Annotated in this window: 10 protein-coding genes; 5 read left to right on the plus strand and 5 right to left on the minus strand. The window is 61.7% G+C overall.

Annotation, left to right across the window (positions count from 1 at the left end; all coding sequences use genetic code 11):
* Nucleotides 1–7: 7 nt before the first annotated feature.
* Nucleotides 8–391, plus strand: coding sequence for a DUF6124 family protein (locus FHL16_RS16380; protein ID WP_077748720.1), 384 nt, complete (start codon nucleotides 8–10; stop codon nucleotides 389–391).
* Between the two features lie 146 nt (nucleotides 392–537).
* Here the strand turns inward: FHL16_RS16380 and FHL16_RS16385 are convergent, their stop codons facing one another.
* Together FHL16_RS16385 and FHL16_RS16390 are read right to left on the minus strand one after the other, a co-directional pair.
* Entirely contained in the window at nucleotides 538–897 is a 360-nt protein-coding gene (locus tag FHL16_RS16385) for a PilZ domain-containing protein (RefSeq protein ID WP_010457554.1), read from the minus strand.
* A gap of 245 nt (nucleotides 898–1,142) precedes the next feature.
* The gene (locus FHL16_RS16390; protein ID WP_077748721.1) at nucleotides 1,143–1,520 is read right to left on the minus strand and encodes a tetratricopeptide repeat protein; all 378 of its coding nucleotides are present in this window, start codon (nucleotides 1,518–1,520) and stop codon (nucleotides 1,143–1,145) included.
* A 157-nt stretch (nucleotides 1,521–1,677) separates the two neighbouring features.
* On the opposite strand from FHL16_RS16390, the gene pyk reads away from it, so the two are divergent.
* Nucleotides 1,678–3,129, plus strand: a complete 1,452-nt coding sequence (gene pyk, locus FHL16_RS16395; protein ID WP_077748722.1) for a pyruvate kinase — start codon at nucleotides 1,678–1,680, stop codon at nucleotides 3,127–3,129.
* Nucleotides 3,130–3,220: 91 nt separating this feature from the next.
* Here the strand turns inward: pyk and FHL16_RS16400 are convergent, their stop codons facing one another.
* From FHL16_RS16400 to FHL16_RS16410, 3 genes are read right to left on the minus strand one after another with little or no spacing between them, the layout of a single operon-like run.
* Complete coding sequence (locus FHL16_RS16400) at nucleotides 3,221–3,970, minus strand: enoyl-CoA hydratase-related protein (protein ID WP_077748723.1); 750 nt, start codon at nucleotides 3,968–3,970, stop codon at nucleotides 3,221–3,223.
* A 31-nt stretch (nucleotides 3,971–4,001) separates the two neighbouring features.
* Nucleotides 4,002–4,937 carry an iron-sulfur-binding ferredoxin reductase gene (locus FHL16_RS16405; protein WP_077748724.1) on the minus strand — a complete coding sequence of 312 codons (936 nt, stop codon included), beginning with the start codon at nucleotides 4,935–4,937 and terminating at the stop codon, nucleotides 4,002–4,004.
* Nucleotides 4,930–6,036, minus strand: coding sequence for a GGDEF domain-containing protein (locus FHL16_RS16410; protein WP_010457559.1), 1,107 nt, complete (start codon nucleotides 6,034–6,036; stop codon nucleotides 4,930–4,932). The genes FHL16_RS16405 and FHL16_RS16410 overlap by 8 nt, the downstream gene beginning before the upstream one ends.
* Nucleotides 6,037–6,606: 570 nt before the next feature.
* On the opposite strand from FHL16_RS16410, the gene FHL16_RS16415 reads away from it, so the two are divergent.
* The 3 genes from FHL16_RS16415 to FHL16_RS16425 all read left to right on the plus strand — a co-directional run.
* Complete coding sequence (locus FHL16_RS16415; protein ID WP_008156025.1) at nucleotides 6,607–8,130, plus strand: fumarate hydratase; 1,524 nt, start codon at nucleotides 6,607–6,609, stop codon at nucleotides 8,128–8,130.
* A gap of 163 nt (nucleotides 8,131–8,293) precedes the next feature.
* Nucleotides 8,294–10,060, plus strand: a complete 1,767-nt coding sequence (locus FHL16_RS16420; protein WP_077748725.1) for a sensor histidine kinase — start codon at nucleotides 8,294–8,296, stop codon at nucleotides 10,058–10,060.
* The coding region (locus FHL16_RS16425) for a sigma-54-dependent transcriptional regulator (RefSeq protein ID WP_077748726.1) at nucleotides 10,054–11,278 on the plus strand (1,225 nt) is incomplete at its 3' end. The genes FHL16_RS16420 and FHL16_RS16425, both read left to right, overlap by 7 nt.

An 11,278-nucleotide genomic window follows, 5' to 3' on the forward strand; every position in this document is an offset into this window, starting at 1 on the left:
TAACCCCATGTCGAAGGCTACACCTGCCCCTTCCGAGCCTACGTGCTCAGCCTATGCCACTTTCGATCCAAAAAAACTTCATACCGCCGCCCAAAAAGCGCTGAACCACCATCTCGCTCAAAAAAAAACCAAATCGTGCTTTGCTAACGAACGCACCACCGAGGAACGCGCCATGAAGATGTTCACCGTTGTCCCTGATGCCAACCCCGAAGCCTTGACCATCGAGACCTACGAAACATTCTCGACGGTCAGCATTCTGCTACTCGACCTGGCGGAAAGTCTGGAGGACAAGCCGCGGCATCTGGCGATGGCGATTTACCGGATGAGTGAGTTGGGGCTGATGCTGGTGGAACGCTCGCTGGATAACGAAAAGGCGATCAAGGTGACCTGAGCTTGATTATCAGGCGCCTGAGCTGACGCCATCGCGAGCAGGCTCGCTCCTACAGGGATTTTCAGTGACCACAAAATTTATGGACAGCCGATACCCCTGTGGGAGCGAGCCTGCTCGCGATGGCCATTGCCGATGCATCACAACACTCAGGCAGACGCCGGCATCGGCTGAAAACTGAAGTACTGCGTCAACGCCTCCACCAATTGCCCATACTCCGGCGGTGCCCGTTGCAGGCTGAACCCGGCGTCGTAATGGTGGGGGGTTTCGTCTTCATGGCACCACAAACAACACGCCGTCAGGTCAATGACCTGCTGGCAGCCGTCGCTGGCGGGGATTTTCAAACGCAGGTCAAAGTCGACGCCCACCATCATGGGCAACTGACTGATGAGCATCAGCCCGTCGGCGGACACATTGCCCAGAAAGCCGATGGGTTTGTCGGTGACACTGTTGAATACTTTCAGAAAATACGGCAGTTGATGCCGCTCGATCCGGCGGTCGGTAAACATGCGCAGTTGGCCCAGCAAGGCCCTTAAGCAGGGCCGCACTAATGCTTCGGAACGTGCCGTTTTTGCTTTTGTTGAAAAAGCCTGGCGCGCTCTCCCCGTTCCCGGTGCGTCAGTCCATGAATCCGCTGACGCTTACGGCTGCCGGTCACAGGTATGACCTCGGTCTAGAGACATGGCTCTAAAACCGATCCATTCGACTATAGCTCACCACCGCCGGGCGGCCAGCCTTTGCACGACAACGGCAATCAGAACCGCGTCGGGCGCACGACCGCTGCGGCGCTGCGAGTCGGGTAATGGCCCAGGCTCTGCAAGGTTTCCAGACGGGCGCGGGCGCGGTAGGCGTATTCGCTTTGCGGGTAGGACGCCATGATGAACTGATAAGTCTGCGCCGCATCGATGAACAGCTTCTGCCGTTCCAGGCACTGGCCACGCATCATCGACACTTCCGGCCACACATAAGGCCGCGCACGGCTAGAGCGTTCGACTTTGGACAATTCGAGCATCACCTGCTCGCAATTGCCGCGATCGTAAGCGCTGTAGGCATTATTCAAATGATGGTTCATCGACCAACGGGCGCAACCCGTCACACTGAGGGCAAGGGCGGCAATGAGCACGAATCGCATGGGGGATCTCCTGTCTTGAGCTCTGTATCGACCCGTGAGCAGAAATCTTCAGGAATGTTCGGTTAAAGAAACAAACGAAAAAGTAGTGCAAACGAACAATGACTACACCCGCTGACCATAGTAGCCTCACTCAGCGCTTGAACTCAGGAGTCTTTGCATGTCCGTCCGTCGTACCAAAATCGTCGCTACCCTTGGCCCGGCCAGTAACTCGCCGGAAGTTCTCGAACAGCTGATTCTGGCTGGCCTGGACGTCGCCCGCCTGAACTTCTCCCACGGCACCCCCGACGAGCACAAGGCTCGCGCGAAGCTGGTGCGTGACCTCGCGGCCAAGCATGGTCGTTTCGTGGCCCTGCTGGGTGACCTGCAAGGCCCGAAAATCCGGATCGCCAAATTCGCCAACAAGAAGATCGAGCTGAAGATCGGTGATCAATTCACCTTCTCCACCAGCCATCCTCTGACCGAAGGCAACCAGCAAGTGGTCGGCATCGACTACCCGGATCTGGTCAAGGATTGCGGCGTGGGCGACGAGCTGCTGCTCGACGACGGCCGCGTGGTGATGCGCGTCGATACCGCCACCGCCACCGAACTGAACTGCACCGTACTGATCGGCGGCCCGCTGTCCGACCATAAAGGCATCAACCGTCGCGGCGGTGGCCTGACGGCGCCGGCCCTGACCGAGAAAGACAAGGCCGACATCAAGCTCGCCGCCGAGATGGAAGTGGACTACCTCGCCGTGTCCTTCCCGCGCGACGCCGCCGACATGGAATACGCCCGTCAACTGCGCGACGAGGCCGGCGGTACTGCCTGGCTGGTGGCGAAGATCGAACGCGCCGAAGCCGTGGCCGACGACGAAACCCTCGACGCGCTGATCCAGGCTTCCGACGCGGTCATGGTTGCCCGTGGTGATTTGGGTGTGGAAATCGGCGACGCCGAGCTGGTGGGCATTCAGAAGAAGATCATTCTGCACGCACGCCGCCACAACAAGGCTGTGATCGTGGCGACCCAGATGATGGAGTCGATGATCCAGAACCCGATGCCGACCCGCGCCGAAGTGTCCGACGTAGCCAACGCCGTGCTCGACTACACCGACGCCGTGATGCTCTCGGCGGAAAGTGCTGCCGGCCTGTACCCGCTGGAAGCCGTGCAAGCGATGGCGCGCATCTGCATCGGCGCGGAAAAGCATCCGACCAGCAAGACCTCCAGCCACCGCATCGGCAAAGTGTTCGAAAGCTGCGACCAGTCCATCGCCCTGGCGGCCATGTACACCGCCAACCACTTCCCGGGCGTGAAGGCGATCATCGCCCTGACCGAAAGTGGCTACACGCCGTTGATCATGTCGCGCATCCGTTCTTCGGTGCCGATCTACGCGTTCTCCCCGCACCGCGAAACCCAGGCCCGCGCGGCGATGTTCCGTGGCGTCTACACCGTTCCGTTCGACCCGGCATCGCTGCCGCCTGAGCAAGTCAGCCAGGCCGCGATCGACGAGTTGCTCAAGCGCGGCGTTGTCGATAAAGGCGACTGGGTCATCCTGACCAAGGGCGACAGTTACCACACCATCGGCGGCACCAACGGGATGAAAATCCTCCACGTTGGCGATCCGATGGTCTGAGTGATCGGCTGCTGAAAAGCAAAAGCCCCGCCATGTGAATGGCGGGGCTTTTTGTTGATCGCTCCCACGAACTGCGTGGGAACGATCGATGTCAGTGTCGGCTGATAAAAGCCGACAATGCCGCCAACGCTTCCGGCGAACGCAACCTTTGGGTGAACAACGCGCCCTCTTCTTCGATCACTTTGCGCAGCTGCTCCCGGTCCGGCGCTTTCATCAATTGCTTGCTGATCCGCACCGCTTCCGGTGGCAATGACTCAAACCGCAACGCCATCCCCCGCGCCTTGGCCAACGCCGCTTCGCCACTGCCCAACGCTTCGGTGGCAATGCCCCACGCCGCAGCCTGCTCACCGCTAAACCCTTCACCCAACAGCAACAGCTCCGCTGCTTTGGCATGCCCGAGCAATCGCGGCAGGATCAGGCTCGAACCAAACTCCGGGCACAACCCGAGGTTCACGAACGGCATGCGCAACCGCGCATCACGGCTGACATACACCAGATCGCAATGCAGCAACAGCGTCGTGCCGATCCCCACCGCCGCGCCCGCCACGGCGGCGATCACCGGTTTGCGGCATTCCAGCAAGTTGAGCATGAAGTGGAACACCGGGCTGTCGAGGTTGCTCGGCGGTTGCTGGATGAAATCGGCGATGTCGTTGCCGGCAGTGAAGCACTCGGCGCTGCCGGTGATCAGCACGGCGTTGATGTCGGGGTCCGTGTCGGCTTGTTTCAGCGCGTCGGCCAAGTGGCTGTACATGGCGCGGGTCAGGGCGTTTTTCTTGTCGGGGCGGTTCAGGCGCAGGGTCAGCAGGCCGCGTTCGCGTTCAAGCTGGATGGCATCGGTCATGGCGAGTCTCGCGTCGTTAAACGATCAGCGCTCAACCACGGGGAACAAAGACATCCGCCAGCAGTTGGTTGCGCGGCAATCCGGCCAGGTACAAACGCCGGGCGAAGGCGTCGACACTGTCGGGGGCTCCGCAGACTAAGGCCAGGGTTTGCCGGGAAACAAGCCGCAGTTGCGCCAACGCCTGCGGCAACTCGGCCGGGGTCCAGCATTCAATGCTGAGGTTTTCACGCACATCGGCCATGGCTTGCAGGGGCTTGGCCAGGTAATGCTCGCTGGCGTCATGGGCGAGGTGAATGACGCGGATGGCGCCTTGGTGATCCTGACGCAACGCTTCGCGCAACACACCGAACAACGGCCCCAGTCCCGTACCGGCAGCCATCAGCCACAGTGGTCGAGTGCTCCAGTCCGGGTCATATTGCAACGCTCCGCCACGCAGTTCGCCGAGGCGGATCGGGTCGCCGATTTTCAGCTGACGGGCCGCGTCGCTGAATTCACCCCGCTGCCGGCAATCGAGGTGGAACTCCAAAAAGCGGTCCTCTTCCGGCAGGCTCGCCAAGGAGTAGGGCCGTGCCACGTTGCCCGCCCACAACACCAGATGCTGCCCGGCGCTGTAGCGTAACGGTCGCTCGGTGGTCAGGCGCAACCGCAATACGCTGGCGCTCAACCAATCAACGGCGGCGACTTGCGCGGGACGGCCGTCGACGTGTGGATCGAAGGCATGCACCTGCAAGTCCTCGACCACCTGGCACTGACACGCCAGACGCCAACCTTGCTGACGCTGTTCAGCGCTCAAGGCATCGGGACGACTGTCGCTGGGCAAGCCTTGAACACATTGCACCAGGCACGCATGGCAACTGCCGGCGCGACAACTGTAGGGCACGGCCACGCCGTTCTGATTCAGGGCATCGAGCAGGTTGCTGCCCGGGGCCACGGACCAATGGCGCTCGCCGACGCGCAACTCAGGCATCGACGTTCTCCCACGCCGCCGCGCAGCGATTGCGCCCGTCACGCTTGGCGCGGTAAAGCGCCTGGTCGGCGCGCTGCAGGGCGTCATCGAGATCATCGCCCAACTCCAGCAACGTCATGCCGGCGGACAAACTGAGGTGGGCGACGTTGAGTCCGATCAACTCGACATCGGTAAAGGCGATGCGCAGCCGCTCGCAACAAGAGGTCAGGCGTTCGGCGTTGCAGTCGGGCAGCAACACCACGAACTCTTCGCCACCATAACGGGCCAGCACATCGCCCTCTCGCAGGCAGGCGGTGGCCACGCCGGCAAAGGCTTGCAGCACCTGATCGCCAGCAGCGTGGCCATGAACGTCATTGATGCGTTTGAAGTGGTCGAGGTCGATCAACGCCAGGCCGTGCACCACGCCCGCCTCCATCGCGTTCAGCTCGCGGGAAGCCAGGCGCAGGAAATGCCGGCGGTTGAACAGCCCGGTCAGTTCGTCGGTGGCGACCAGGTCTTCGAGCTGGCGCATCATCCCGCGCAGGGTGTCCTGGTGCGCCTGCAAGGCAAACCGTCGTTGGCGCATACGTTGACGCGAGGCCTGGACGTAACGGGCATAAAGCTCCAGCCACACCAACACGATAAACAGCACGCACACCTGCAACGCGGCCAGCGCCGGGTCGTGCAACTGGAAGTGGTAGCCCTCCCATAGCGTGATCGCACTGAAACTGAAAAACACCAACAGGGCACAGCGCACAAACGCACGGCGCGAAAGATGGAACAGCCCGAACAACATGATCAGCAGGTAGAACACCAGGAACGCGCCGCGCGCCTCATCCAGATTGGCAACCAGCCATGTCTGCCACCCCAGGCCCATCAATACTTGTGCTTCGGTCAGGCTCGGGTCGGAAAAGCGCAGGTTGCAGCCGCTGTAAAACACCGCGAACAACGTCCCCTGGGTGATCACCACCAGCGCGCTGCCGATGGCCACGCTGGTCAGCGGCTCATCGTAATGCCCGGTGAAAAACGCCATCCACAGCAATACCAAAGCCAGGGCGTAGGTGCCGGCTGCGAGGGCGAAGCGTTTGAGCAAAAGCCGTTGGATGGCGTTATGGGTCAATCGTTGACTCACCGTGCGAAAGGAGGCTGATCGAGTGTCCTACTCTACAGACCGAATGCCACTTTAGTGGGGTGTCTGATAAATGACCATTCAATTTTCGGGGCAGAAAACTGGCGTCAAAAGCATGTCCCTGAATGACACAAAACCTGCGGTGAGGGAGCTTGCCTGTGGCGAGGGGATTTATCCCCGTTCGACTGCGAAGCAATCGCCCATCCGACACACGGGGTATACCTGTCTCACCGAGGTGTAGCTATCGGGGGCGGCTTCGCCACCCAACGGGGCGGTGCGACGTTTCGCTAAATCCCCACACCGCAGATAAATCCGCCTGCCGCAAGATTGACTTTCGGCGGGTGTGCCCGGAACCGAGGCGCGGTATACTGCCGCGCCTTTTTAGCGTCGCGCCAGCAGCCCCGGCGTGCCCTGACTCTTCGAGCCAGCTTCAAGTTGCAAGCTCCAAACAGCAAGCTCAAAGCAGTACACACACTGCCCTTACTTGCCGCTTGTAGCTCAAAGCTTGAAGCTGGCTCGAAGAGCTATTGAATGTTCCCGTCTTTTAGAGGAGCGCGACTCATGACCGTGATCAAGCAAGACGACCTGATTCAGAGCGTTGCCGACGCCCTGCAGTTCATTTCCTATTACCACCCCGTTGACTTCATCCAGGCGATGCACGAGGCCTACCTGCGCGAAGAATCGCCGGCAGCTCGTGATTCGATGGCGCAAATCCTGATCAACTCGCGCATGTGTGCCACCGGCCACCGCCCGATCTGCCAGGACACCGGCATCGTCACCGTCTTCGTCCGCGTGGGCATGGACGTGCGTTGGGATGGCGCCACCATGGGCCTGGACGACATGATCAACGAAGGCGTGCGCCGGGCTTACAACCTGCCGGAAAACGTCCTGCGTGCCTCGATCCTCGCCGACCCGGCGGGCGCTCGTAAAAACACCAAGGACAACACCCCGGCCGTTATCCACTACTCCATCGTTCCGGGTAACACCGTGGAAGTGGACGTGGCAGCGAAGGGCGGTGGCTCCGAGAACAAGTCGAAAATGGCCATGCTCAACCCGTCCGACTCGATCGTCGACTGGGTATTGAAGACCGTTCCGGAAATGGGCGCCGGCTGGTGCCCGCCGGGCATGCTCGGCATCGGCATCGGCGGCACCGCCGAGAAAGCCGCGGTCATGGCCAAGGAAGTGTTGATGGAATCCATCGACATTCACGAGCTGAAAAAGCGCGGCCCGTCCAATCGCATCGAAGAGATGCGCCTGGAACTGTTCGAGAAGGTCAACCAACTGGGCATCGGCGCCCAGGGCCTCGGTGGCCTGACCACCGTACTCGACGTGAAGATCATGGATTACCCGACCCACGCCGCTTCGCTGCCGGTGTGCATGATCCCGAACTGCGCCGCCACCCGTCACGCGCACTTCGTGCTCGACGGTTCCGGCCCGGCTTCGCTGGAAGCGCCACCGCTGGACGCCTACCCGGAAATCGTCTGGGAAGCGGGCCCGTCGGCCCGTCGCGTCAACCTCGACACCCTGACCCCGGAAGACGTGCAGAGCTGGAAGCCGGGCGAAACCGTCCTGCTCAACGGCAAGATGCTCACCGGTCGCGACGCCGCGCACAAGCGCATGGTCGAGATGCTGAACAAAGGTGAAACCCTGCCGGTCGATCTGAAAGGTCGCTTCATCTACTACGTCGGCCCGGTTGATCCGGTGCGCGAAGAAGTGGTGGGCCCTGCCGGTCCGACCACCGCCACGCGGATGGACAAGTTCACCCGTCAGATCCTCGAGCAAACCGGCCTGTTGGGCATGATCGGCAAATCCGAGCGCGGCCCGACCGCAATCGAAGCGATCAAGGACCACAAAGCCGTTTACCTGATGGCAGTGGGCGGCGCGGCTTACCTGGTGGCGCAAGCGATCAAGAAATCCCGTGTCGTGGCATTCGCCGAACTGGGCATGGAAGCGATCTACGAGTTCGACGTCAAAGACATGCCGGTGACTGTTGCAGTAGACAGCAAGGGCGAGTCGGTACACATCACCGGTCCTGCCATCTGGCAGAAAAAGATCAGTGAAAGCTTGGCGGTCGAAGTGCAATAAGCACGTCGACGACGAAAAAAAAAGGCGACAGGAGCTATGCTCTTGCCGCCTTTTTTATTTGCTTTATATATCTATGTCAAAAAGGCGGTGGATTTCAGCGTGGGAATGCTTAACACCGTCGTGATATGGTTCGCGCCCTCCGCACACTTGTGTACTCCCCGGCATGCTTGAGTCTTCTCGCTCTTTGCGCATAACTCTATACACCCTCCTTATCTTCGTCGGTGCCGCACTGGCGGCCGGAATTGCCCTGCGTCACACCGAACGCCAAGCGCTGGTCGAGGACGCTGCGCGGGCCAATCAGCAACTGGCGCTCTACGCCAATTCCCTGCACACCCTGATTGATCGCTACCGCGCCCTGCCCGCCGTGCTGGCGCTGGACCCGGAGTTGCGCGCCGCGCTCAACGGTCAGGTCACGGCGGAACAACAGGACGCGTTGAACCGCAAACTGGAAAAAATCAACGGCGCCGCGCAGTCCTCGACCCTGGAACTGCTCGACCGCACCGGCCTCGCCGTGGCGGCCAGCAATTGGCGCTTGCCCAGCAGTTACGTCGGTCACAACTACGGTTTTCGCCCCTACTTCAGCCAGACCCGCACTCAGGGCACCGGGCGCTTTTACGCGGTGGGGGTGACCAGCGGCATTCCGGGCTATTTCCTGTCCAGCGCGGTCACCAGCGACAGCGGCGAGTTCCTCGGCGCGATGGTGGTGAAGCTTGAGTTTCCGGAACTGGAGCGCGAATGGCGTCAGGGCAGCGACACGCTGCTGGTCAGCGACGCACGCGGCATTATTTTCATCGCCAACCAGCCGGGCTGGCGCTACCGCTCGTTGAAACCCTTGAGCGACAGCGATCACGCCGAGCTCAAGGCCACCCGCCAATACGACAAACAACCGCTGACCCCGCTGGACTACCAATCGCTGCAGCGCTTTGACGACAACAGCGATCTGGCGCGGGTCGTCGGTCCTGACGGCACGGCCAATTACCTCTGGGAATCACTGCCGCTGAGCACGGAAGGCTGGACCCTGCACCTGCTGCGCCGCCCGCACGTCGCCTTCGAAGACAGCCGCAACGCCGCACTCGCCGCTGCCGGGCTGTGGCTGGCGCTGGTGTTTCTGTTGCTGTTCCTCAACCAGCGCTGGCGCCTGGCGAAAATGCGCCAGCGCAGCCGTGAAGAACTCGAACAATTGGTCGAAGAGCGCACCCGCGACCTGCGCACCGCTCAGGACGGTCTGGTGCAATCGGCCAAACTCGCGGCCCTCGGCCAGATGTCCGCCGCCCTCGCCCATGAAATCAATCAGCCACTGACCGCCCAGCGCATGCAACTGGCGACCTTGCGTCTGCTGCTCGATCACGGTCGGGTCGACGATGCCTACAAGGCGTTGAAACCGGTGGACGACATGCTGACGCGCATGGCCGCCCTCACCGGCCACCTGAAAACCTTCGCCCGCAAAAGCCCCAGCGGCTTGCGCGAACGTCTGGACCTGGCGGCGGTGGTGGACCAATCGCTGCAATTGCTCGACGCGCGCCTGCGTGATGAGCAGGTCAGCACCGTGCTGCACCTGACGCGCCCGGCGTGGGTGCGCGGCGATGCGATCCGTCTGGAACAGGTGTTGATCAATCTGCTGCGCAATGCCTTGGACGCGATGCAGGACAAACCCTGCAAACGCCTGGAAATCCGCCTCGAAGCCGACGAGCAACTCTGGCGCCTGACCGTCACCGACAATGGCGGCGGCATCGCCGAAGAGCATCTGCCGAACGTGTTCGATCCGTTCTTCACCACCAAACCGGTGGGTGATGGCCTGGGTCTTGGCTTGGCGGTATCGTTTGCCATCGTGCACGAATCGGGCGGTCGCCTGAGCGCCGACAATCATGCCAACGGCGCCGTGTTCACCGTGACTTTACCCATCGACCTGGAGGCCCACAGTCCATGCTGAATTCCGTGATGGTGGTCGACGACGAAAGCAGCATTCGCAGCGCCGTCGAGCAATGGCTGAGCCTGTCGGGTTTCGAGGTGCAACTGTTCAGCCGCGCCGATGAGTGCCTGGCGCAATTGCCGGGGCACTTCCCGGGCGTGATCCTCAGCGACGTGCGCATGCCCGGCATGACCGGCCTTGAGTTGCTGGCCGAGGTTCAGCGTCGTGATGCCGACTTGCCGGTGATTCTGCTGACCGGCCATGGCGATGTGCCGATGGCGGTCGAAGCCATGCGCGATGGCGCCTACGACTTTCTGGAAAAACCCTTTAGCCCGGAAACCCTGCTGAGCAGCTTGCGCAGGGCGCTGGACAAGCGCCGGCTGGTGCTGGAAAACCGCGCCTTGCATGAGTTGGCCGACAACCGCGCCAAACTCGACGCGACGCTACTGGGCGTGTCACGCGGCTTGCAGACGTTGCGCCGACAGGTGCTGGATCTGGCGGCGTTGCCGGTCAACGTATTGATTCGTGGTGAAACCGGCAGCGGCAAAGAGTTGGTTGCCCGCTGCCTGCACGACTTCGGGCCGCGCGCGGACAAACCCTTCGTGGCGCTCAATTGCGCGGCGATTCCCGAGCAGCTGTTCGAGGCGGAATTGTTCGGCCATGAGAGCGGCGCGTTCACCGGCGCCTCGGGTAAACGTATCGGCAAGCTTGAATACGCCGATGGCGGCACGCTGTTTCTCGATGAAATCGAAAGCATGCCCCTCGCCCAGCAGGTGAAATTGCTGCGGGTGTTGCAGGAGCAGAAGCTTGAGCGGTTGGGGTCGAATCAGAGCATTCGCGTGGATTTGCGGATCATCGCCGCGACCAAGCCTGATCTGCTGGACGAGGCACGGGCCGGGCGTTTTCGCGAGGACCTGGCGTATCGCTTGAACGTCGCTGAGTTGCGCCTGCCGCCCTTGCGCGAGCGGCGTGAAGACATTCCGTTGTTGTTCGAATCGTTTGCGCAGAAGGCCGCCGAGCGGTTGGGACGGACTTTTCCACCGTTGAGCGGCCCGCAGTTGAGCCATCTGCTGAGCCACGACTGGCCGGGCAATGTGCGCGAACTAGCGAACGTGGCCGAACGTCAGGTGCTGGGGCTGGGCGAGCCGGAACCGGCCGGCATCGATCCCGGCCAGTCGCTGGCGGCGCAGGCCGAAGCGTTCGAAGCGCATTGCCTGCGCGCGGCGCTGACCCGGCACA

The sequence above is a fragment of the Pseudomonas sp. FSL W5-0299 genome, from assembly GCF_005930655.1.
In the GTDB taxonomy this organism is placed as follows: domain Bacteria; phylum Pseudomonadota; class Gammaproteobacteria; order Pseudomonadales; family Pseudomonadaceae; genus Aquipseudomonas; species Aquipseudomonas mandelii.